This is a genomic window from Streptomyces sp. UC4497, assembly GCF_054871485.1.
The window spans coordinates 204,004-226,317 of sequence record NZ_JBTYHB010000013.1 but is presented as its reverse complement, the minus strand read 5'-3'; the positions used below and the strand labels follow the sequence as shown (position 1 = coordinate 226,317).

24 protein-coding genes are annotated in these 22,314 nt (G+C 71.4%); 8 read left to right on the top strand and 16 right to left on the bottom strand.

Translation table 11 applies throughout. From position 1 onward, the window contains the following. The first annotated feature begins 70 nt into the window (after window positions 1-70). Together ACYSUO_RS20745 and ACYSUO_RS20740 are read left to right on the top strand one after the other, a co-directional pair. Entirely contained in the window at window positions 71-1,531 is a 1,461-nt protein-coding gene (locus tag ACYSUO_RS20745; RefSeq protein WP_461777671.1) for a YlbE family protein, read from the top strand. A 32-nt stretch (window positions 1,532-1,563) separates the two neighbouring features. Then, entirely contained in the window at window positions 1,564-2,379 is an 816-nt protein-coding gene (locus tag ACYSUO_RS20740) for an oxamate carbamoyltransferase subunit AllH family protein (RefSeq protein ID WP_461777670.1), read from the top strand. Here the strand turns inward: ACYSUO_RS20740 and ACYSUO_RS20735 are convergent. From ACYSUO_RS20735 to ACYSUO_RS20695, 9 genes are all read right to left on the bottom strand, one after another. Beyond that, window positions 2,354-3,748 (bottom strand): NADP-dependent succinic semialdehyde dehydrogenase, encoded by a 1,395-nt coding sequence (locus ACYSUO_RS20735; protein WP_461777669.1) that lies wholly within the window; start codon window positions 3,746-3,748, stop codon window positions 2,354-2,356. The genes ACYSUO_RS20740 and ACYSUO_RS20735 overlap by 26 nt on opposite strands. A 122-nt stretch (window positions 3,749-3,870) precedes the next feature. Further along, window positions 3,871-4,347 carry an ArsI/CadI family heavy metal resistance metalloenzyme gene (locus ACYSUO_RS20730; RefSeq protein ID WP_461777668.1) on the bottom strand — a complete coding sequence of 159 codons (477 nt, stop codon included), beginning with the start codon at window positions 4,345-4,347 and terminating at the stop codon, window positions 3,871-3,873. Window positions 4,348-4,454: 107 nt separating this feature from the next. After that, a complete protein-coding gene (locus tag ACYSUO_RS20725; protein ID WP_461777667.1) occupies window positions 4,455-4,934 on the bottom strand; it encodes an NUDIX domain-containing protein in 480 nt (159 codons plus the stop codon). Between the two features lie 158 nt (window positions 4,935-5,092). Beyond that, window positions 5,093-5,620 (bottom strand): hypothetical protein, encoded by a 528-nt coding sequence (locus ACYSUO_RS20720; RefSeq protein ID WP_461777666.1) that lies wholly within the window; start codon window positions 5,618-5,620, stop codon window positions 5,093-5,095. A 180-nt stretch (window positions 5,621-5,800) separates the two neighbouring features. Next, window positions 5,801-7,333, bottom strand: a complete 1,533-nt coding sequence (locus tag ACYSUO_RS20715) for an MFS transporter (RefSeq protein WP_461777665.1) — start codon at window positions 7,331-7,333, stop codon at window positions 5,801-5,803. Between the two features lie 194 nt (window positions 7,334-7,527). Beyond that, window positions 7,528-8,859 (bottom strand): cation:proton antiporter, encoded by a 1,332-nt coding sequence (locus tag ACYSUO_RS20710; RefSeq protein ID WP_461777664.1) that lies wholly within the window; start codon window positions 8,857-8,859, stop codon window positions 7,528-7,530. A gap of 4 nt (window positions 8,860-8,863) precedes the next feature. Then, complete coding sequence (locus tag ACYSUO_RS20705; RefSeq protein WP_461777663.1) at window positions 8,864-9,349, bottom strand: cation:proton antiporter regulatory subunit; 486 nt, start codon at window positions 9,347-9,349, stop codon at window positions 8,864-8,866. 185 nt (window positions 9,350-9,534) lie between these two features. Then, a complete protein-coding gene (locus ACYSUO_RS20700) occupies window positions 9,535-11,091 on the bottom strand; it encodes an ATP-dependent DNA ligase (protein ID WP_461777662.1) in 1,557 nt (518 codons plus the stop codon). Between the two features lie 93 nt (window positions 11,092-11,184). Further along, the gene (locus tag ACYSUO_RS20695) at window positions 11,185-11,682 is read right to left on the bottom strand and encodes a glutathione peroxidase (protein ID WP_461777660.1); all 498 of its coding nucleotides are present in this window, start codon (window positions 11,680-11,682) and stop codon (window positions 11,185-11,187) included. 340 nt (window positions 11,683-12,022) lie between these two features. Between ACYSUO_RS20695 and ACYSUO_RS20690 the strand changes: the two genes are divergently transcribed. Together ACYSUO_RS20690 and ACYSUO_RS20685 are read left to right on the top strand one after the other, a co-directional pair. Beyond that, window positions 12,023-12,244, top strand: a complete 222-nt coding sequence (locus tag ACYSUO_RS20690) for a hypothetical protein (RefSeq protein ID WP_461777659.1) — start codon at window positions 12,023-12,025, stop codon at window positions 12,242-12,244. A 210-nt stretch (window positions 12,245-12,454) separates the two neighbouring features. Then, entirely contained in the window at window positions 12,455-13,018 is a 564-nt protein-coding gene (locus ACYSUO_RS20685) for a DedA family protein (RefSeq protein WP_461777657.1), read from the top strand. On the opposite strand, the gene ACYSUO_RS20680 is transcribed toward ACYSUO_RS20685, so the two are convergent. Beyond that, the gene (locus ACYSUO_RS20680) at window positions 12,981-13,757 is read right to left on the bottom strand and encodes an alpha/beta fold hydrolase (RefSeq protein ID WP_461777656.1); all 777 of its coding nucleotides are present in this window, start codon (window positions 13,755-13,757) and stop codon (window positions 12,981-12,983) included. The two genes, ACYSUO_RS20685 and ACYSUO_RS20680, sit on opposite strands and share 38 nt — an antisense overlap. 69 nt (window positions 13,758-13,826) lie before the next feature. On the opposite strand from ACYSUO_RS20680, the gene ACYSUO_RS20675 reads away from it, so the two are divergent. Further along, complete coding sequence (locus ACYSUO_RS20675; RefSeq protein ID WP_461777655.1) at window positions 13,827-14,291, top strand: MarR family winged helix-turn-helix transcriptional regulator; 465 nt, start codon at window positions 13,827-13,829, stop codon at window positions 14,289-14,291. A gap of 12 nt (window positions 14,292-14,303) precedes the next feature. On the opposite strand, the gene ACYSUO_RS20670 is transcribed toward ACYSUO_RS20675, so the two are convergent. Beyond that, window positions 14,304-15,083, bottom strand: coding sequence for an ABC transporter permease (locus ACYSUO_RS20670; protein WP_461777654.1), 780 nt, complete (start codon window positions 15,081-15,083; stop codon window positions 14,304-14,306). A 120-nt stretch (window positions 15,084-15,203) separates the two neighbouring features. Between ACYSUO_RS20670 and ACYSUO_RS20665 the strand changes: the two genes are divergently transcribed. Together ACYSUO_RS20665 and ACYSUO_RS20660 are read left to right on the top strand one after the other, a co-directional pair. Continuing rightward, complete coding sequence (locus tag ACYSUO_RS20665) at window positions 15,204-16,289, top strand: S-(hydroxymethyl)mycothiol dehydrogenase (RefSeq protein ID WP_461777653.1); 1,086 nt, start codon at window positions 15,204-15,206, stop codon at window positions 16,287-16,289. Further along, window positions 16,289-16,936, top strand: a complete 648-nt coding sequence (locus tag ACYSUO_RS20660) for an MBL fold metallo-hydrolase (RefSeq protein WP_461777652.1) — start codon at window positions 16,289-16,291, stop codon at window positions 16,934-16,936. Before ACYSUO_RS20665 ends, ACYSUO_RS20660 begins: the two co-directional genes overlap by 1 nt. 80 nt (window positions 16,937-17,016) lie before the next feature. Here ACYSUO_RS20660 and ACYSUO_RS20655 read toward each other — a convergent pair whose 3' ends face one another. The 3 genes from ACYSUO_RS20655 to ACYSUO_RS20645 form a co-directional block, all read right to left on the bottom strand. Beyond that, window positions 17,017-17,418 carry an ATP-binding protein gene (locus ACYSUO_RS20655; RefSeq protein ID WP_461777651.1) on the bottom strand — a complete coding sequence of 134 codons (402 nt, stop codon included), beginning with the start codon at window positions 17,416-17,418 and terminating at the stop codon, window positions 17,017-17,019. A 130-nt stretch (window positions 17,419-17,548) separates the two neighbouring features. After that, window positions 17,549-17,845: a hypothetical protein gene (locus tag ACYSUO_RS20650; protein ID WP_461777650.1), complete on the bottom strand. Its 297-nt coding sequence runs from the start codon at window positions 17,843-17,845 to the stop codon at window positions 17,549-17,551. A 108-nt stretch (window positions 17,846-17,953) separates the two neighbouring features. After that, a complete protein-coding gene (locus ACYSUO_RS20645; protein ID WP_461777692.1) occupies window positions 17,954-19,516 on the bottom strand; it encodes an FMN-binding glutamate synthase family protein in 1,563 nt (520 codons plus the stop codon). A gap of 142 nt (window positions 19,517-19,658) precedes the next feature. Between ACYSUO_RS20645 and ACYSUO_RS20640 the strand changes: the two genes are divergently transcribed. Beyond that, window positions 19,659-20,354, top strand: a complete 696-nt coding sequence (locus tag ACYSUO_RS20640) for a DUF2470 domain-containing protein (RefSeq protein WP_461777648.1) — start codon at window positions 19,659-19,661, stop codon at window positions 20,352-20,354. Here ACYSUO_RS20640 and ACYSUO_RS20635 read toward each other — a convergent pair. After that, the gene (locus tag ACYSUO_RS20635; RefSeq protein WP_461777646.1) at window positions 20,335-21,402 is read right to left on the bottom strand and encodes an acyltransferase family protein; all 1,068 of its coding nucleotides are present in this window, start codon (window positions 21,400-21,402) and stop codon (window positions 20,335-20,337) included. The genes ACYSUO_RS20640 and ACYSUO_RS20635 overlap by 20 nt on opposite strands. A 112-nt stretch (window positions 21,403-21,514) precedes the next feature. Then, a complete protein-coding gene (locus tag ACYSUO_RS20630; protein WP_461777644.1) occupies window positions 21,515-22,306 on the bottom strand; it encodes an SDR family NAD(P)-dependent oxidoreductase in 792 nt (263 codons plus the stop codon). Window positions 22,307-22,314: the final 8 nt, after the last annotated feature.

Here is a 22,314-nt window from a genome sequence, read left to right as displayed (position 1 = left end):
CACGCACCACCGCCCGGTGCGACACACACGTCGAGGCCGCCCATCCCGACCACCCCACAGGAGCCCGCACATGACCACTCACCTCGTGCCCGACCTGCTCGGCGCGGGCGACGCCGCACCGCGGATCGCCGCCGTCGGCGTGGCCGACTTCGCCGATGTGCCCCGCACCGCTGGCGCCCACGTCAGCACCCTCGACTGGCGGCCGCCCGCTGGCGGTGACCCCGACCTCGCCTGGAAGCTGGCCGAACTCACCGGCCACGAAGCCGTCGAGGCCGCGAACCGCACCGCCGTCGAGCGGCTGCTCGCCGTCCGACCCGTGTGGCGCGACGTACGCACCGCCCGCGACGTCCTGCCGGTGCTCGACGACCGGACCACCGGTGAACGCGTCCTGCTGCACGCCGGGCCGCCCGTCGACTGGGTCGACATGTGCGGCCCGATGCGCGCGGGTGTCATCGGTGCCGCGCTGCTCGAGGGCTGGGCCGACACCCCTCAGCAGGCCGAACTCCTCGCTGGATCGGGCGCGTTGCGCTTCGAACCGTGCCACCACCACGAGGCCGTCGGACCCATGGGCGGCATCACCTCCCCGTCCATGCCCGTGCTCGTCGTCGAGGACCCGGCCACCGGGCGCCGCGCCTACGCCAACTTGAACGAGGGCGCGGGACGCTGCCTGCGCTACGGGGCCCTCGGCGACGACGTGATGGAGCGGCTCCGCTGGATGGCCGACGTACTGGCGCCTGCCCTGCGCGCTGCCCTCGCCGACCGGCCCGACGGCGTGGATCTGCGCTCCGTCGTCGCCCAGGCGCTCCAGATGGGCGACGAGTGCCACAGCCGCAACACCGCCGCCTCCGCCCTGCTGCTGCGGGAACTCGCCGCGCCGCTCGCCCGCGTACAACACGGCCCGGACGTCCTGGAGTTCCTCGCCGAGAACCACTACTGGTTCCTCAACTTCTCGATGGCGGCCGCCAAACTAGCCACCTCCGCCGCGCACGGCGTCGCCCACTCCACGCTCGTCACGGCATTCGCCCGCAACGGCGTCGAGGTCGGCATCCGCGTCAGCGGCCTCGGAGACGCCTGGTTCACGGCGCCCGCCGCCGAGGTGCGGGGACTGTACTTCGCCGGATACGGGCCCGAGGACGCCAACCCCGACATCGGCGACAGTGCCATCACCGAGACCAACGGCCTCGGTGGCTTCGCCCTCGCCGCCGCGCCCGCCATCACCGGCTTCGTCGGCGGCACCGTGCAGGAGGCGCTGCGCACCAGCCGTGACATGGCCCGCATCACGCTGGCCCGGCACGAGGCCTACCGGCTGCCGGCTCTCGGCGGCATCGGCTCCCCGGTCGGCATCGACGTGCGCGCCGTCCTCGACACCGGCATCGAACCCGTCGTCACCACGGGCATCGCCCACCGCGAACCCGGCATCGGACAGATCGGAGCAGGCCTGGCCCACGCGCCGTTGGAGTGCTTCCGGAAGGCGCTGGAGGCGTTCGCGGTTCCGGAGCTGCCCGACGACATTGCTGCCCCCACGTCATGAGTCCCTCCCAACTGCCGTGCACGGTAAGCACCTTGGCCCGCGCGCTGCTGGCCGGGCCGCCACGTCCCGCCCGAGTCGTGGCCGTAGCCCGGCAGGCGCTGTATCTGCTGTCGGGCGACAGTGAGACCGCGCTCGCCGTGGTCGTACCGCAGGCCGTGCGCGTGCCGACAGCCGTGGTTCTGCCGCGTGCGGCGGGGGAGCGGCCGTTCGACGGCGTGGCGGTCGGGGGCGCGGGACGGGTCGGGGGCGGGTGCGTCGCGGTCGGTCACTTGCGCCTGGCCGTCGGGGAGTTCTGGGCGCCGCCCCGCGTCCAGGACCTCCCGCGAGGCCCGGCCCTCGACCGGCTCGCGCGTCTGCGACCGCCGCGCCCGCTGGCGGCCGAGGCCCGTCCCGCCGCGACCGCCCTCGTCCGCGCCCTCGCGCACGGAACCCCGAGCGCGGGGCGTCGCGCCGCTGAGGCTCTGTTGGGGCTCGGCCCCGGAGCCACCCCGTCCGGCGACGACTTCCTGTGCGGCCTGCTGCTGGCCGCCCGTCTGTCCCCGCTGCCACCCGCCTGGCTGCCCCTCCTCGTAGCCACCGCCGAACAGGCCGGGACACGTACGCCCCCGGTCTCGGCCGCGCTCCTGCGGCACGCCACCGACGGTCACTGCATTCCACAGGTGGCGGCGGTGCTGCACGCGGCGGCGACCGGCGCGGATCTCGCCGCGCGGGTCGCCGACCTGCTGGCCGTGGGCCACAGCTCCGGGAGCGACCTGCTGCACGGGCTGTGCGCGGGGGCGCGGATCGACCGGCCCTCGCCCCGCCAAGGTCTCGCGGCTGCTGTCAGGCCCCGAACCACACCGTGGTGATGTTGCAGAACTCCTTGATGCCGTGGTCCGACAGCTCACGTCCGTAGCCGGAACGCTTCGCGCCGCCGAAGGGGAGGGCCGGGTGCGAGGCCGTCATGCCGTTGACGAAGACACCGCCCGCCTGGCTGTCGCGCACGAAGCGCTCGATCTCGTCCTCGTCGCGCGTCCACAGGTTGGAACTCAGCCCGAACGGCGTGTCGTTGGCGACGGCGACCGCCTCGTCCAGGTCCGCGACCCGGTACAGGGTCGCCACCGGGCCGAACGTCTCCTCCTTGTGGATACGCATCTCGGGGGTCACATCGGCGATGACGGTCGGCTCGTAGAACCAGCCGCGGTCGGCGAAGTCCTTGGGCCGCTGCCCACCGCACAGCACGGTCGCGCCGCTCTCCACGGCGTCGTCGACCAGCTCCTCCAGATCGCTGCGCCCCTGCTCGCTGGAGAGCGGTCCCACGTCCGTGTCCTCGTCGAGCGGATCGCCCACCCGCAGCTCCCGCATGCCGGCCACGAACGCGTCCCGGAACTCCTCGAACACCGACTCGTGCACGATGAACCGCTTGGCCGCGATGCACGACTGCCCGTTGTTCTGCACGCGCGCCGTGACGGCCGTCTTCGCGGCCTTCGCCACGTCCGCCGACGGCAGCACCACGTACGGGTCGCTGCCGCCCAGCTCCAGGACCGTCTTCTTCACCTCGTCGCCCGCGATCGCCGCCACGGAACGGCCGGCCGGTTCGCTGCCGGTGAGCGTCGCCGCCTCCACCCGCTCGTCGCGCAGGATGCCCTCGACCGCGCCCGATCCGATGAGCAGTGTCTGGAAGCAGCCCTCGGGGAAACCGGCACGGCGGAAGAGATCCTCCAGGTAGAGGGCCGTCTGCGGCACGTTCGACGCGTGCTTGAGCAGGCCCACGTTCCCGGCCATGAGGGCGGGCGCCGCGAACCGTACGACCTGCCACAGCGGGAAGTTCCACGGCATCACCGCGAGCACCGGGCCGAGCGGCCGGTAGCGCACATGCGCCCGCGCCGCGCCCGAGTCCTTCACGTCGGACTCCGCGGGATGCTCGTCCGCGAGCAGATCGGCGGCGTGCTCCGCGTACCAGCGCATCGTCTTCACGCATTTCAACGCCTCGGCACGGGCCGCCGCGACCGGCTTGCCCATCTCGGTCGTCATCACGCGTGCGATGTCCGGCGCGTCCGCCTCCAGCAGGTCGGCGGCCCGCTGCAGCAGCCTCGCCCGGTCGAAGAACGTCGTCGTCCGATACGAGTCGAAGGCGCTCGCCGCGAGGGCGAGCCTGCGTTCGATCTCCTCCGGGGACAGGGCCTCGTACGTCTTGAGGGTCTCGCCGTTCGCCGGGTTGACCGTCGCGATGGGCATGCTGCCGACCTCCTCTGCGCGGTTCCTTCGACCTTCCCGCGCGCAACGAGCGTGCGCAACGCGGGCTGCGGGGCGAGCGCCGGGTACCCGCGGGGAGGTCCGTCAGACGTCGGCCGTTCGGATCACTGTCCGCAGGCGCACTCCGCCGCGGCCGGTTCGGCGGTGGCGGCCGGGCTCGTGCAGCAGCCGTCCCCGCCGTCGGCCCCGGCCTGCGCGCTCTTGCCGAGCGTGGCGGCGTCGGCCTTGACCACGTACACCTCCCAGGGTTCCTGGCCGGGGCCGTGGACCCACACCTTGTCCTGGAGGGCGTAGCAGCAGGAGGTGTCGTTCTCCTCGAACGTCGCGAGGCCGGCGTCCTTGAGCCGGCCGGTGGCCGCACTGACCTGGTCGGTGGACTCGACCTCGACGCCGAGGTGGTCGAGGCGGGTCTCCTGCCCGGGCTCGCCCTCGATGAGGACGAGCTTCAGCGGGGGCTCGGTGACGGCGAAGTTGGCGTAGCCCTCGCGGCGCTTGGCCGGTTCGGTGCCGAACAGCTTCGAGTAGAAGGTGATCGACGCTTCCAGGTCACTGACCCGCAGGGCCAGCTGAGCACGGGACATGGCGGTCTCCCCATTCGCTTGCATCGATGCCTGTCGATGCAACAGTGCGCCTTGGATCGAAGCCTGTCAACATAGACGTAAGTCGAAGTAAGGGCTTGGCTCGCGGCTCAGGACAGTTGAGCCGCGAGCCGGTCGAGGAAGACCGCCTGCGCCTTCACGATCCGCTCCCGCGCCGACGCCAGGCCGAACCAGGCCACCCGGTCCAGCTCGGGAAACTCCTCCGTGCGACCGGAACCGCGCGGCCACTCCATCGTGAACGTCCCCGGCACCATCTCCGCCGGATCCAGATCCGCCTCCACCGCCCACACGGTCACGTGCTTGCCGCCGGACTGCACCGTCTCGCCCAGCGGCAGCGCGGCCCCCTCCGGCGGCGGCAGCCCCAGTTCCTCCTGGAACTCGCGCCGCGCCGCCTCCCACGCCGTCTCGCCCTGCTCGTACTCGCCCTTCGGCACACCCCACGCGCCCGCGTCCTTGCGTGCCCAGAACGGGCCGCCCATGTGCCCGAGCAGCACCTCCACCTCGTCCGACGCTCGCCGGAAGAGAAGCAGGCCCGCGCTGCGCTTCGTTCGCCTCGTCCCGTCAGCCATGCGTCAAGTCTCGGTGCAGGAACCGGATGACCGCGAGTACACGGCGATGGGGGGTCCTCAACAGCCGAAGCCGAAGCCGAAGCCGAAGCCGAAGCCGAAGCCGAAGCCGAAGCCGAAGCCGAAGCCGAAGTCGGAGGCCCGTCGAGCCCGGCGTTGGTTCAGACCCGCCCTCGCGGCACAACCCCCAACGCCGTCGCGTCCGCGAGATGCTGCCCCAGGCGCAACCGCTCCGGCCCGATCGGACCCGACAGCTCCGACAGCAGGCTCAGCGAGCCCACCGCCCGGTCCGAGGCCCGCAGCGGCACCGCCACCACACACGCGAAGCCCAGACTGCGCGCCATCGCCGTGTACGACGGCCAGTTGGCGCGCGCGTACGGATGCGCGAGCGGGACGCCGCTGATGGCCGTCGCGGAGCTGCGGCAGTCCAGGCCGGGGCCCTCGCCCCACGTCAGCGCGGCCCGCTCCAGACGTAGACCGCGTGGATCGGACGCCGCGACCTCGACCCGGGCCGCGGGCGGATTCAGCACCGCCACCGCCGAGGCCACCCCGAGCAGCGACACGCAACTGCCGACGAGCGCGCCGAGGGCCTGAGTACCACCCCGTACGGCGGCGTCGGCCACTTCCACGAACGCCGTCGCCAGCCGCTCGCTGTCCACCTGATACGGCTCGTACGGCACGCCACGCATGACGGCCCCCTCGCCCCTGTCTTGTCCGCCCCGCACGGCGCAGCCATCCGCCCTGCCACCTGCCCATCGGGCGGACTGTGCTCAGGGGGTATGCCCCCTGAATGGGCCGCGCGAACCAAACTCGCGCCGAACCAACCCGCGTCGGCCGAAGCCACGCCGACCACAGCCGCCCGTACCGGCTCACATGTGCACGGCCCCGTCGCCGGACATCACCTTCGGCCGCCCCGGCCGGTACAGCAGCAGCGTCACGACGAAGCCGACGCCGAAGAACGCGGCCGACCACCAGTAGGCGGTCGAATAGCTCTCGATCGCGGCCTGCGCCCGCACCAGCGGCGTGGGCCGCTTGCCGACGAGGTAGTTGGTCGCGGCGGTCGTGGCCAGGGTGTTCAGCAGCGCCGTGCCGATCGAACCGCCCACCTGCTGACTGGTGTTGACCATCGCGGAGGCCACGCCCGCGTCGTGCGTCGCGATACCGGACGTGGCGAGGTTCATGGCCGTGGCGAAGATCATGCCCATGCCGATGCCCATCACCAGCGTGGGTGGCAGTACATGGGCGGCGTAACTGCTGCCGAGGTCGAGGAAGGTCAGCCAGATCATCGCCACCACCGCCAGGGCCATGCCCAGCGGGACGATCGGCTTCGGACCGAACTTCGGCGCGAGCACGTTCTGCGTGACGATCGACGAGAAGATCATGCAGGCGACCATCGGCAGGAACGCCACACCGGTCGACACCGGCGAGAACTCCAGGATCTGCTGCAGGTAGTACGTCAGGAAGAGGAACACGCCGAACATGCCCGCACCGGCGATGAACATCGCCAGGTACGACGCACCGCGGTCCCGGTCGAGGGGCACGCGCAGCGGCAGCAAAGGATGCGCGGCCCGCGTCTCGAACCAGGCGAACGCGGCGAGCAGGATCGCGCCGATCACCAGGAAGCCCCAGGTCGCGAACTCGCTCCAGTCGTGCGTCTCGGCGTTGGAGAACCCGTACACGATGCAGAACAGGCCCGCAGACACCAGGATCGTGCCGGGCACGTCCAGCTTCGGCCGCTCCGCGGGGCGCCCGCCGTGCAGCAGGCGCAGGCCGCCAAGGAAGGCGAAGGCGGCGAAGGCCAGGTTCACGAACAGGCACCAGCGCCAGTCCAGATACTCGGTCAGCACACCGCCGAGCAGCAGCCCGACCGCGCCACCCGCACCGGCGATGGCACCATAGATGCCGAACGCCTTGGCCCGCTCCTTGGGGTCGGTGAACGTCGTCGTCAGCAGGGAGAGCGCGGCCGGCGCCAGCAGCGCGCCGAACGCGCCCTGCAGGGCACGCGCCGCGACGAGCATCTCGAAGCTGCTCGCCGCACCACCCAGCGCGGAGGCCACAGCGAAGCCGACCAGGCCCGTGAGGAAGACGGCCTTGCGGCCGACGAGGTCGGCGATCCGCCCGCCGAGCAGCAGCAAACTGCCGAACGCCAGGGAGTAGGCGGTGACGATCCACTGCCGGTTGCCGTCGGAGAACCCGAGGTCCTGCTGGGCCGACGGCAGCGCGATGTTCACGATGGTGGCGTCGAGGACGACCATCAGCTGGGCCAGGCCGATCACGGCGAGGATCAGCCAGCGGTGCTCGTGCTTGCCCCCGCCCGCGTACGGCACGGAGCCGCCGCCTGGAGGGGAGCTCTGTATGCCGGGCTCGGAGCCTGCCGGGGTGGTGTCGGGCGAGCGATCCATCGTGGCCTCCAAACCACCGGACCCCCCGATCGACTTCGCCCACCACGCTAAGCGCCCTGGTCATCGCGGGCGACTGGAGAGAGAACGGGGCCGTTCTCCATGACTGGAGAACGGCCCCGTCGGGTGCCGGGTTCGGCGGTGTGCGCCGAGGATCGGCGGTGGATCGGTGTGCGCCGAGGATCAGCGGTGGATCGTCAGCGGCTGTGCTCGTCCACGGCGGCCGGTCGGTCGTCGGGCTTCTCGCCCGGCTTCCCGTCCTCGTGCGCGACCTGTCCGGCCTGCGCCACCTCCGCGGCCTCCGCGACCTGCACGGCCTCCGTGCCCTGCTCGATCGCACGCGGCTCGGGAACCACGCCCACGGCCACCGCCGCGGGCTGCGGGAACAGCCGCTGCGCGAGGGGCTGGACGAACCGCGCGGTCAGCGGGCCCACGATCACCAGGATCAGCACGTACGCGGTGGCCAGCGGGCCGAGCCTCGGCTCGATGCCGGACGTCACGGCGAGGCCCGCGATCACGATGGAGAACTCGCCGCGCGCGACCAGCGCGCCACCGGCCCGCCAGCGTCCCTTGACGGAGATCCCGGCACGGCGCGCCGCCCAGTAGCCCGTCGCGATCTTCGTGCAGGCCGTGACCACGGCGAGCAGCAGCGCGGGCAGCAGCACCGGCGGAATGCTCGCCGGGTCGGTGTGCAGACCGAAGAAGACGAAGAACACGGCCGCGAACAGGTCCCGCAGCGGGGACAGCAGCGTGTGCGTGTTCTCGGCGACCTCACCGGACAGCGCGATGCCCACGAGGAACGCGCCCACGGCCGCGGACACCTGGAGCTGCTGCGCGAGGCCTGCGACCAGGATGGTCAGGCCGAGCACCACGAGGAGCAGCTTCTCCGGGTCGTCGCTCGACACGAACTTCGAGATGTGCCGCCCGAACCGCACGGCGATGAACAGCACCAGACCCGCGGCGCCGAGCGCGATGGCGAGCGTGAGCCCGCCGGCCGCCCAGCCGACACCGGCGAGCAGCGCGGTGATGATGGGCAGATACACGGCCATCGCCAGGTCCTCGAGCACCAGGATGCTGAGGATCACCGGCGTCTCGCGGTTGCCGAGTCGGCCCAGGTCGCCGAGCACCTTGGCGATCACGCCCGAGGACGAGATCCAGGTGACACCGGCGAGCACCACGGCGGCCACCGGACCCCACCCCATGAGCAGCGCGGCGGCGGCACCGGGCAGCGCGTTGAACGTCATGTCGACAAGGCCGGCCGGATACTGCGTCTTCAGGTTGGTGACGAGATCGCTGGCCGTGTACTCGAGGCCCAGCATCAACAGCAGCAGGATCACGCCTATTTCGGAGCCGATGGCCACGAATTCCTCGCTGGCGCCGAGCGGCAGCAGACCGCCCTCGCCGAACGCGAGCCCTGCCAGCAGATACAGCGGGATCGGTGAGAACCGCAGGCGTCCCGCGAGCCGCCCGAGCAGCCCGAGCGCCAGCGTGATGGCACCGAATTCGATCAGAAAGAGAGCACTGTGCATACGGTCACTCCCGCCCCAGAATCGCGGCCGCCGCGTCGACGCCCTCGCGGGTACCGATGACGATGACCGTGTCGCCGCCCGCGAGCCGGAAGTCCGGCGTCGGCGACGGAATCGCGTCGGCGCGGCGCAGCACGGCCACGATCGACGCGCCCGTATCGGTCCGCATCTTCGTCTCGCCGAGCAGCCGCCCGTTCCAGATCGAGGTGCCCGGCACCTCGATGCGTTCGGCGACAAGACCCAGGTCGGTGGTGTGCAAAAGGTTCGGGCTGTGGTGCGAAGGCGCCAACGCGTCGATGAGATACGCCGCTTCGCCCGACGTCAGCTTCAGCGACAGGTCGCAGGCGTCCGGGTCGTCCGCCCGGTAGGCGCTGAGGGTGCGGCCCCCGTCCCGATGGGCGACGACCGAGAGCTGACGCTGCTCGCGGGTCGTGAGGTCATAGCGGTAGCCGATCCCCGGCAATGGTGTCCTGCTCAGGCGTGAAGCGGGCACGTCTCTCCCCTTGTCCGTGCGTGGCCGCTGTCCCGGCGGCCAATAGATGGCAGATGCAACTTTAGATGGATGTCCGTCACCCTATACGCGCCAAGCTTTGGCAAAAAAACGGTCAGGTGTGGAAAAGGCCATACGGGGTCATGCGAGGTCATGCGTCCACGCCGAAGCGGCCGGCTGTCGGCACGTCAGGTGTCGAGCGACGGATGGGCGGCGAGCACCGCCTCCACCGTGTCCGCCTGCTCGGCCGACTTGTCCTCCCGGTACCGCACCACGCGCGCGAAGCGGAGCGTCACGCCCGCCGGGTAGCGCGTCGAACGCTGCAACCCGTCGTAGGCGATCTCCACGACCAACTCGGGCCGCACGGTCACGACATGACCGTCGTCACTGGTGGTCGACTCGAGCAGCCGCTCCGTCTGCCAGGTCAGCAGCGCGTCGGTGAGCCCCTTGAACGTCTTGCCGAGCATCGCGTACGTACCGTCGGGGCGGCGCGCGCCCAGGTGCAGGTTGGACAGCTTGCCGGTGCGCCGCCCGTGCCCCCACTCGGCGGCGAGCACGACCAGGTCCAGCGTGTGCACCGGCTTGACCTTCAACCAGGACGCGCCACGGCGGCCCGCGCTGTACGGAGCCTCGAGGCCCTTGAGCACGACACCTTCGTGGCCGCGCGCGAGGGTGTCGGCGAAGAATGCCTCGGCGGCGCCCCGCTGTTCGGTGATCTCCTCGCCCTCGTCCTCATTGACCACGACGCGCCGTACCCGCATCGGCTCCGGCACGAGCCGTGCCAGCTGCTCGTGCCGCCTGGCGAACGGCAGGTCCAGCAGATCCCGCCCGTCGACGTACAGCACGTCGAAGAACACGGGGGAGACCGGCAGCGCCTCCGCGGCCCGCGCGACGTCGACCCGCGACCCGACCCGCCCCGCGACATCCTGGAACGCGCGCGGCCGCCCGTCCGCATCGAGCGCGATGACCTCCCCGTCGAGAATGAACCGCTCGCCGGGGAACTCCCGTACGGCGTCGGTCACTTCGGGAAGCCGATCGGTGATGTCGTCGAGCGTCCGCGTGTAGATGTGCACGGCATCGCCGTCCCGATGGACCTGCACACGGATGCCGTCGAGCTTCTCCTCCACGGCGCAGGTGCCCAGCTTGTCGAGCGCCTCGCCGACACCACTCGCGCTGTGCGCGAGCATCGGCAGTACGGGCCGGCCGACGGTGAGCCGGAACTCGTCGAGCGCCTCGGTCCCGCGCGCGAGCAGCGCCTGTGCGACGTCCTGCAGCCCACCGGCCAGCATCACGGCGCGCCGTACGTCGGCGGGGGCGGCGCCCGTCGCCTGCGCAAGCCCCTCGGTCGCGACGGCGTCCAGGGCGCCCTGCCGCACCTCGCCGGTCACGAGCCCGAACAGGAACCGCTGCTCGCTTTCGGTGGCGGCCCCCATCAGCTCCCCGACCAGACGCTTCCGCTCGGCCTGGGACCCGGCGCCGGACACATCCCCGAGCTCGGTCATCAGCGCGTCGACGTCCTGCACGCTCAGCCGCGGCTCCGGCGCCGCCTCGACCCGCTCGCTCAGCACCCGCCACCCGACGCCGAGCCGCCCCTGGGGCAGCCGCCCCGCCAGATACGGGATGACGATCGGCACGTCGTCCGGGTCGGCATCCCGGAACAACTCGGCGAGCAGCGCGATCTTCCGCGACCGCGCGGAGGCGGCGGCGACGTCCTGGGACACCTGAGCGAGCCGGGCGAACAGCATGTAGCCATGGTGCTACGGGGGGAGTGGAGGCGCAGCGGGGCGGGCGCGGAGCGCAGGCGCGCGCCCAGCACTCAGCCCCCTGCGCCACGGCCCTCAGCTCTGCGCCGAGAGCTCCCGCTCGATGGCCGCCACGACCTCCGGCGCGTCCGGCGTCGTCTGCGGCGAGAAGCGGGCGACGACGTCACCGGAGCGCCCCACCAGGAACTTCTCGAAGTTCCAGCGGATGTCGCCGGTGTGCCCCTCCGCGTCCGCCGTGTCGACGAGGTTCGCGTACAGCGGGTGCCGCTCCTCGCCATTGACGTCGACCTTCTCGGTCATGGGGAACGTGACGCCATACGTGGCCGAGCAGAACTCGGAGATCTCGTCGGCGGTACCGGGCTCCTGCCCCATGAACTGGTTGCACGGCACGCCGAGCACCGTGAATCCACGGTCCGCGTACTGCTTCTGGAGCTCCTCCAGCGCGGTGTACTGCGGCGTGAGCCCGCACTTCGAGGCAACGTTGACGATCAGGACGGCCTTGCCCTGGTACTGGGGCAGGTCGGCGGCGCCGCCCTGAAGGTTGTCGATCTGTACTGCGTCGTAAATGGTCATGCTGCGGAGCCTACGCCGGGGCTGTGACAACAACGTGACCGCGCCCCACGGACGTAGGATCGCGGTCAGGATTCGTTCGGTGGAGTGGAGTTGACCGGCCGTGCCATGGTCCACATCCGCGCGGCCGTCCGACGCAATGCGCCCAACCCCTGGCCGCTCCCGGGCACGTCCTGAGGGCCCAGAGGGCGACACGCGCACCGTGCGACTTGCCTGTCGGCTTGCGCCGAAAATCGAACACGCGATCTAATCCGTCTCATGCGGAACACGATCACTGAAGATCTCGTGCGGTCACGGCGGGGCCCGACCGGCGGGGCGAAGGCTGGGGCGGCTCGGTGGGCGTATGGCGACTGAGATAGTCGTGCACCGTCCGTCGCCGTCGGGCGGAGGGCGGCGGGTCACGGTCGGCGGTGTGGACTTCGGTCTGGCCCGTGACGATCACGACCTGGTCGAGTTCCTGCGCCGGGCCGGGCTTGATGACGCCGATCAATTGGTGTCCGGGGACTCGCCGATCATCCAGTGGCGCGGCGGGCCTGCGCACGAGTACGAGGCTGTCGGGGGATAACCCCACCCTGATCCGGACGGCCGCCCCAGTGCGCGGCGCGTCCCGGGCGGGCATCGTGGTGAACTTGACTGGCCGGCTCTTGCGTCTTGAGCGTCGGTCCTCTCGGCTGTGAAACCGCACTTCGCGCCCCTTAGGGGTGGCTCCCAGAGGTTTCCCCGAGATACGTCAACTCCTCTCGTTTTCTTAGCCTTTATTCCGTTACCTGTAGGTATGCCCGACTACTTGATGTACGGCCTCCTTGTTTTGTGCGTCATGCCGCCGCTGGTGCCCAATTCATGGCTGCTCGTCAGTGCCGGGGCGATGGCGGCCGACGGTCGTCTCCAGCTCGCCGTCGTGCTGCTGGTGGTGTCGGGCGCCGCCGTCCTCGGGGACCTGCTGGTGTACCGGTGCACGCGGCGGTTCGGCGGGCCGGTGCTGCGGCGGGTGCGACGCAAGCGACGGCGTGCTGCACTGCTCGATTGGGCTTCCGTACGGGCGCGTCGGCACGGGATCCCGTTCATCATCGGGATCCGGTTCCTGCCCACCGGGCGGTTCGTCGGCGCGGTGGCGGCCGGGCTCGTCGACTTTCGGCCGGGCCGGTTCCTCGTGGCCTCGGGCGTCGCCGAGGCGGTCTGGGCCTCGTACTCGATAGGAGTGGGCCTGCTGGGCGGGATCGCCGCAGGCGGCCCTTTCGCCGGCGCGCTGCTCGGGATGGGCATCTCGGGCGCCGTCGCGGCCCTGGCCGGATGCGCGCAGTTCACATGGCGCGCAAGGACTCCGCGAGTGCCTGGTTGAAGGCCTGCGGATGCTCCATGTTCGGGTAGTGGGCGGCGTCGGGGATCGAGACCGACCGGCCGTCGGCGACACTGCTCGTCAGGCGCTCCGCCATGCCGATGTGGTCGGGCGAGTCGAGCGCGCCGTTGATGGCGCGGACCGGGACCGTGATCCTGGCGGCGCGAGTCCAGGTGTCCTTGAGCGGGACGCTCCAGTCGGGTTCGTCCGCGGTGTGTTTCGCCATCGTGCCCCACGTCATCGCCCGCAGGCGCTCGACGACTTGGGGGTCCAGGTCGTCCAGGGTGCGGTGCGGGCCCGACGCGAAAGTGGTGAACGCCTCCACCGCCGCGGTCACGTCGCCCGCGGCCATCGCCGACTGCCAGGTGGTCCAGAGTCCGGTCGTCCAGGGGTCCGTGAAGTACGGCTCGCTGGTGCCGGCTCCGCTGGTCACCACGCCGCTGACCAGTTCCGGGTGCTCCAGCGCGGTGTCGATCGCGATGCTCGCGCCCATCGACACGCCCACCAGGACGGCGGGGCCGGTGTCCAAGTGACGCAGCAGCGCCGCGAGATCGTCCGTGTGCCGGAATGGCCCCGTGGCGTTGGGGGAGCGACCGTGGCCGCGGGCGTCGGGCGCGATGACGCGGTGGTCCGACGCCAGGTACGCGATCTGGTCGTCCCACATGTGACGGTCGAGGAAGCCGCCGTGCAGCAGAACCAGGGGGCGGCCGGTGCCTTTGTCGCTCCAGAAGAGGTCGGACATGACAACCAGGTTGTCATCCTCGCCATTCACTGGCAAGCAGAATGACAACCCAGGTGTCATGATGGTGGGGTGAGCGAGAAGACGGGGCGCGGTGCTGTGCCCGCAGATGTGGCAGACCGGCTCTCCAAGGTGTTCGACCTCGTCGGGCCGCTGTACCGGCGCGCGTACGTGAGAGTCGAGCGGGACGTCGCCGCCGAAGGTCTGTCGGTGGGCGTGCGAGCCGTGCTCAGCATGCTGCACGGGCGGGGGCCCATGACGGTTCCTCAGATGGGGCGGTTCCAGGCGCTCAGCCGTCAGTTCGTGCAGCGCATGGTGAACGACGCGGCCGCGCGGGGACTCGTCGAGACTGCCCCCAACCCGGCCCACAAGAGGTCCTCCCTGATCCGGCTGACCGAGGAGGGGCGCACCGTCATCGGCGGCGTGCTCGACCGGGAGCGCGAAACCCTGCGCGGGGTCGACGGCGATCTCACCGAGGACGACATCGACGCCTGTCTGCGCGTCCTCTCCGGCCTCCTCGCCGTCATGGACGACTGAGCCGCCCCGCCCCTATGGACGACTGAGTCGCCCCCGCGCCACCAGTTCCACCGTCGTGGCCACCGCGATCGCCTGTACGGCCATCAGCGCCACCAGGACGAAGAGTTGCACCGCCCCGGCGGTCACCGGTGACGCCCCGCCCAGGAGCATGCCGACGAACGCGCCCGGGAGCGTGACCAGGCCCACCGTCCGGGTCTGGTCGAGGCCGGGGAGGAGGGCGTCGGACGTGGTCGGACGGACGATTTCGAGGCGCGCCTCGTGGGGGAGCAGGCCGAGGGCCAGGCACGCCTCCACCTCGCCCTTGCGCGCGGTCAGCTCGTCGAGGGCGCGACGCCCCGCCAGCACGGTCGCCGTGAGCGCGCCGCCGATGAGGATGCCGGTCACCGGGATCACGGCGATGCCGCGGAGCGGGAGCAGGCCGCAGGCGATGAGCGCCGCCACGAGCGGGGTTACCGGCGCCACGATCGGCAGGGCCGCCCAGATCCAGGTCCGGTTGGAGGTGAGACGGCGGCCCGCCGTGCGCGCGGCCACCGCCAGCATGAGCAGCAGGAAGGCCAGCAGCGCCGCCCCATGGCGCACCACCCAGCCGATCAGGAGCGACACCACGGCCAGTTGGACCGTCGCCCGCACCCCGGCGATCGCGATGTCGCGGGCCCGGCGGCGCGACCCGTCCGGGGAGAGGCGGTACACCGCCGCCACCCCTGCCGCGATCACGAGGAGAACGACAAGCACCGCCGCGAGAGTTCCGTTGACGGGGAGGAGGGTGGCCGATGCCTGGGTTCGAACGTGCACGGGAACACAGTAGGGCGCCCCGACCTGGGCACCGGTGCTGTTCTCCGCTTGACCGGTGAGCGAGGATGGGCGGGCAACAAAGCGTGAAGTTACCGCGATTCAGAAAGAGGGCTGACCGTCATGGCACAGCAGGTGCAGGGCGTGATCGCGCGGGCCAAGGGTGCCCCCGTGGAGATCGCGACGATCACGGTGCCGGACCCGGGTCCGGGCGAGGCCGTCGTGAAGATCCAGGCGTGCGGGGTCTGCCACACCGATCTGCACTACCGGGAGGGCGGGATCAACGACGAATTCCCGTTCCTGCTCGGTCACGAGGCGGCGGGTGTCGTCGAATCGGTGGGTGACGGGGTGAGCGAGGTCGCCCCCGGTGACTTCGTGATTCTCAACTGGCGTGCGGTGTGCGGGCAGTGTCGTGCCTGTCAGCGCGGGCGCGCCCAGTACTGCTTCAACACCCACAATGCCAAGCAGAAGATGACCCTCGCCGACGGCACCGAGCTGTCGCCCGCGCTGGGTATCGGGGCCTTCGCCGAGAAGACCCTGGTGGCCGCCGGTCAGTGCACCAAGGTGGACCCGGCCGCATCGCCGGCCGCCGCGGGCCTGCTGGGCTGCGGTGTGATGGCGGGGCTCGGCGCCGCGATCAACACGGGCAACGTGGGCCGTGGTGACTCCGTCGCCGTGATCGGCTGCGGTGGCGTGGGCAACGCCTCCGTCGTCGGCGCCCGGCTCGCCGGCGCCGCGAAGATCATCGCCGTTGACATCGACGACACGAAGCTCGCCACCGCGCGGGAGCTGGGGGCAACCCACACCGTCAACTCCCGCTCCACCGACCCGATCGAGGCCGTGCGCCAGCTGACCGGCGGCTTCGGAGCCGACGTCGTCATCGAGGCCGTCGGCCGCCCGGAGACGTACGAGCAGGCCTTCTACGCGCGCGACCTGGCGGGCACGGTCGTCCTCGTCGGCGTGCCGACGCCGGAGATGAAGCTGGAGCTGCCGCTGCTCGACGTGTTCGGGCGCGGCGGCGCGCTCAAGTCGTCCTGGTACGGGGACTGCCTGCCCTCGCGGGACTTCCCGATGCTCATCGACCTGTATCTGCAGGGACGCCTCGACCTCGACGCGTTCGTGACGGAGACGATCGCCCTGGACGACGTGGAGAAGGCGTTCGAGCGGATGCACCACGGCGACGTGCTGCGTTCGGTGGTGGTGTTCTGATGACCGACTCCACCCCCACCACCGCGCGGATCGACCACCTCGTCACCTCCGGCACGTTCTCCCTCGACGGGGGCACGTGGGACGTCGACAACAATGTGTGGATCGTCGGGGACGACAGTGAGGCGATCGTCATCGACGCCGCCCACGACGCCGACGCCATCGCCGAGGCCGTCGGAGACCGGCGGCTCGTCGCGATCGTGTGCACGCACGCCCACGACGACCACATCGACGCCGCGCCCGCGCTCGCCGCGCGCACCGGCGCGCCGATCCTGCTGCACCCGGCCGACACCGAACTGTGGAAGCGCACGCACCCGGACCGCGCCCCGGACGGGGAGCTGGCCGACGGGCAGCGGATCGCCGTCGCGGGCGTGGAGCTGACCGTGCTGCACACGCCGGGGCACTGCCACGGCGCGGTCAGCCTGTATGCTCCCGCGCTCGGCACCGTGTTCACCGGGGACACCCTCTTCCAGGGCGGTCCCGGCGCCACCGGGCGGACCTTCAGCGACTTCCCGACCATCGTGGAGTCGATCAAGGACCGGCTGCTCACGCTGCCGGCCGGGACCGTCGTACGCACCGGACACGGTGACAGCACGACGATCGGCGCGGAGGCGCCGAATCTTGACGAGTGGATCGCGCGCGGACACTGATCCCAGATCCCGGCCGGGGCGGCGTGAGTGTCGCCCCGGCCGGGACGTGGTTCAGTTCGGCAGGGTGTCGCCGCCGCAGGTCAGCAAGGTGTCAGCACCGCCAGCACCGTCTTGCCGCCCCTCGGATCGGTCCGCACGCTCCAGCGGCGGGCGAGCGCCTGGACCAGGGCGATGCCCCGGCCCGACTCGGCGGTCCGCGACTCGGGCGCCACGCGGGGGACGCCTGGCGCGTCGTCGTGCACGGCCACGGTCAGCTCGCCCGATTGCAGCCGCAGGCTCATCCGGCAGCTGCCGCTGTGCGCCTCGGTGGCGTTGGCGACCAGCTCCGACACCACCAGCTCGGCGTCCGTCACCCCCTCGCCCGTACGTCCGGCGAGAAACCTCCGGGTCATCCGCCGGGCCCAACGGGCGGCGCCGGATCCCTGCGGCATCAGGAATTCCACGCGCGAGGCACGCCGGTCGGCGTCCCTCGACGCACGCATGACGACCACTTCCTCTCATGCTGGATTGTGCGCGGGTCGTGCCTTGGTGACGGTCCCCCTTCCCGCCGTACCGCGGCGTCACCCTTGCTCCTGTGCACCGAGTGCCCCGCACCGGCCGGTTCAGGCCGTGTCAGCCGCTTTCCGTGGGGTGCGGGTGGGCCAGCGTGTCGAGGAACCGGTCGATGGCGGGGGAGGAGGCCCCGTCGGCGCAGGGGGAGCGCTCCACCTGCGGTATCGGCAACTTGCCCAGATGCGGTGCACGGGCCTCCAGGGCCCGCGTCAGTTGGAGCCGCTCCAGGGCCCGTTCGGCGGCTGAGGAGCGTACGTACTCGACCAGGGTCACGCCCAGATGGTCCGCATGACTGCGTACCGCGGCGTACTCATCCGGCGTGAAGAGCTCCCGTAGGAGCGCAGTACTACCGTCCATGTCGGCATGATGCCGCCCCGTGTCGCGCCGCGGGGGCGGTTGGCATATTCACCCCCCGTTCGCGTGGAGTTGGTGCTGTTCGATGGCGCTCGCGGGGGAGAGCAGCACTCAGAAACGGTCGGGGTCCGCGGCGGCCCAGTCCGCCGCCCAGGTCGCGGGCGGCTCCCCGGCCAACCGGCCCGGCTCCAGCCAGTCGTGGAGATGCGCGTAGGAGACCGGCAGGTCCGCCGTGGTGCGCCGCATGAGCTGAGCCGGACGCAGCTCGCGCGGATCCCGCACGCCCATCGCCGCCATGATCTGCGCCGCGCCGCGCACGGTCGCCTCTTGGTAGTGGCGTACGCGTTCGGCCTTGTCGGCGACGTCCAGGGCGCGTACGCGGCGCGGATCCTGCGTCGCGACCCCGACCGGGCAGGTGTTGGTGTGGCAGCGCTGGGCCTGGATGCAGCCGACCGCGAACATCATCGCGCGGGCGGCGTTGGTGAAGTCGGCGCCCTGCACGAGGCGTTTGACGATGTCGGCGCCGGTGGCGACCTTGCCGCTGGCCCCGATCCGGATGTGCTCGCGCAGGTCCGCGCCGACGAGCGCGTTGTGGACCGTGATCAGCCCCTCGGTGAGCGGGGTGCCGAGGTGGTCGGCGAACTCCAGCGGCGCGGCACCCGTGCCGCCCTCCGAGCCGTCCACGATCACGAAGTCAGGCGTCACGCCCTCCGCGAGCATCGCCTTGCACACGGCGAGGAACTGCGTGCGCGAGCCCAGGCACAGCTTGAACCCGACGGGCTTGCCGCCCGCGAGCCGCCGCAACTCGGCCAGGAACAGCACCAGTTGGCGCGGCGTCTCGAACTCCGGGTGGTACGGCGGCGACACCACCGTCCGCCCCTCGGGCACGTCCCGTACGCGCGCGATCTCCGCGTTGACCTTCCCGCCCGGCAGTACGCCGCCGATGCCCGGCTTCGCCCCCTGCGACAGCTTCAGGGAGACGCACTTGACGTGCTCGTGCGCCGCCTTGTCGGCGAACTCGGCGCGGTCGAAGCGGCCCTCGCGCGTGCGGCAGCCGAAGTAGCCGGTGCCGATCTCCCACACCAGGTCGCCGCCGTGCTCCAGGTGGTGGTCGGACAGGCCGCCCTCTCCGGTGTCGTGGGCGAAACCGCCGAGCGCCGCGCCCTTGTTGAGCGCGCGGATCGCGTTGCCGGACAGGGCGCCGAAACTCATCGCCGATACGTTGAGCAGCGCCATGTCGTACGGCCGGGTGCAGTCGGGGCCGCCGATACGGACAGCGGGCAGTTGCTCGGGCGGGTCGACCGGACGCAGCGACGGCACCAGGAACTCGTGCCCCGAGGCGTACACGTCGCGCTCGGTGCCGAACGGTTCCTCGGCCTCCTGCTGCTTCGCCCGCTCGTAGACGATGCTGCGCACGTCCCGGTCGTAGGGCCGGCCGTCGTAGTTGCGCTCGACGAAGTACTGCTGCATTTCGGGGCGCAGGGACTCCATCAGGAAGCGCAGATGCCCGAGGACCGGATAGTTGCGCAGCACGGAGTGGCGCGACTGGACGAGATCCCACACGCCCAGCGCCGCAAGGGCGAGCAGAGGGCCGGCGGCGAACCACCACCACGGGGAGAGCAGCAGCGAGAGGGCCAGGGCGGCGAGCGCTCCGGCGACGGCGAGGAGGAACACGACGAATCTGCGCACCCGTCGAGTCAATCGCACCGGGCCGCTCGCGGCGGCGGGCGACACAGGAAGACGGAAGCAGGGTGGGGTGGACCGCCATCGATCATCTCGGTTAAGTTAGGCAAGGCTTACCTAATGGAGGTTCGGGATGGGTGTCCGACAGATCGCTGCCGCCGTGCCCAGCACGGCGGCCCACGCACGCTCCGTGCTCACCGCCGCATGGACCTGCGGCGTCACCACCGATGTGGGGCAGGACGACCTCGTCGGCGCGCACCGCGTCGACGACGACGGCACGGTGCGCATCTCGCCGCCGCCCGACAGCGTGCTGGCCGCCGCCGTGCTCTGCTCACCGCATGGACGGCCCACCACGCTCCTGGAGTTCGCCGACGCGGCGCCCGTCCCCGTACGCGACCGGGTGCGCGCGCGGGTGTGGCTGTCGGGCGAGCTGGTCCCGGACGGCGAGGAGTTGGTGCTGCGGCCCGAACGGGCGGTCCTGCAGACCCGCGCCGGACGTACCGGCATCGACCTCGACGAACTCGCCGCCACCGCGCCCGACCCGCTCGCGCTCGCCGAGCCCCGGCTGCTCACCCATCTCGCCGACGCCCACCCCGAGGCCGTCGAACAGCTCACCCGGCTCATCGCCCCGGACAGCCTGCACGGTGTCGTCCGGGTCCAGCCGCTCGCCGTCGACCGGCACGGCCTGACGCTGCGACTGGAGCGGGTGCGCGGCCAGGCCGACGTGCGGCTCGCCTTCCACCGGCCCGCCGACGACCTGGGCTCGCTCACCGAGCGCATGCATCATCTGCTCGCCTCCGCGCAGACCGTCAGCCGCCGCCGGCGGTGACCTTCTCGCGGGCCCTCGCCTGTTCGGGCAGGGGCCGTTGCTCCGTCGACCGCCGGAACGCCCAGTCCATCCGGGGCTCGACGACGTAACGGAACACCCGCCGCACCGGTTCCGTGCACAGCACGGTGATGAGCGCGACCGCCGCCGCCGTCACGGCCAGCTCGCCGAGCGGGCTGCGCAGCCACGGGTGGTCGTACCAGCCCCAGAACCGGGAGGACTTGATGACGAAGCCGTGCAGCAGATAGGCGTAGATCGTCCCCGTGCCCAGGGCCGTGAACCACAGCCTGCGGCCCGGCACCCACGCCAGGAAACACGCGGTCAGCGCCAGTGCGAGCACGAACAGGGCGGGCGTCGCGATCAGGCCCGCCCACCCCGGCACGCCCCGCCCCTGGACGGCGCCCCGGTGGTAGAACCAGCCCGCGTCGAACCACGGCGCCACCCAGTACGCGGCGAGCAGAGCCGCGCCCGAGACGCCCAGTGCCACCCAGCGCACGTTCCACGTCCGTAGCCGCGCGAAGTGCTCGGGCCGCAGCACCAGGCCCGCCACGAAGAACGGCAGGAACTGCAGCACCCGTTGGAGCGCCAGGTCGCCGCCGGCGCCCGGCCACATCGACACGGCCGTGGCCACGGCCAGCGACACGGCCACCGGGTGGCGCAACTGCAGCCACAGCGGCGTCGAAAGACGCCAGACGAACAGGGCCGCCAGAAACCACATCAGATACCAGGGGTCCAGCAGGCTGATCGGATAGCCCGGATCGTCCTGCGCCCACCGGTAGAACAGCGTGTACGCCACCTCGAAGACGAGGTACGGCACGACGACCCCGGTCACCAGGCGCCGCAGACGGTGCGGCGCCATGTCGAAACTGCGCGAGAAATAGCCCGACACCAGCGCGAACGCCGGCATGTGGAAGGCGTAGACGGCGAGGTAGGTCGCCGTCACCGCGCGGGAGCCGTAGGTCAGCGGCTCCCACGCGTGCCCGCAGGCCACGAGGACGATTGTCAGGAATTTGACGTTGTCGAAGTACGACTCGCGTGCCTGCCCTGCCATTGCGCTCGCTGCACCCTCCACCTCGGGACGGTCGGGGTCTCCTGCCCCGTACCCCTCGCAGACCGTTCCATGAGTGGAGGTGTGACACAAGTGGCGTATGCGGCGTGGCGGGTCAGACCGCCGTGTATGCGCCATCCACGAGGTGGTAGCTGCCCGCGATGAACGAGGCGCGGTCCGAGAGCAGGAACGCGATCAGCTCGGCGACCTCCTCGGAGGTGCCCAGGCGGCCCGCCGGGTGCAGCGAGACGAGACCGTCGTAGGCGGCCTTGTCCATCTCCTTGAGGAGCGGGGTCTCGATGAAGCCCGGGCCTACCGCGTTGACGCGGATGCCCTTCGCGGCGTACTCGGCGGCGGCCGTCTTCGTCAGGCCGACCACGCCGTGCTTCGCGGCGACGTACGCGGGGGAGCCGGCGAAGCCGACCGAGCCGAGGATCGAGGCGACGTTCACGATGGCGCCGCCGTTGCCCGCGGCCTGCATGGCGGGGAGTTCGTAGCGCATCGAGTAGAAGACGCCGTCGAGGTTCGTGCGGATCACACGGTTGTACGCCTCGATGTCGTACTCGCCCGTGGGCGTGCTCGGGCCGCCGATACCGGCGTTGTTCACGGCCAGGTCGAGCCCGCCGAACGTGTCGACGGCGAACCGGACGGCCGCCTCGACGGAGGCAGGATCGGTCACGTCGACGGCGACCGCGGCGGCCTTCAGGCCCTCCGCCTTCAGCGTCTCGGCGGCCTCCTGGGCGCCCTTCTCGTTGTAGTCCGCGATGACGACGTTCGCGCCGCCGCGGCCCAGGCGGCGGGCGGTGGCCAGGCCGATGCCGGAGGCGGAGCCGGTGACGAGGGCGGTCTTCCCGGCGAACTCGGCGGCGTAGTCCGTCACGTTGCCGGTGGTGGGGGTGGTGCTCATGGTGCGAT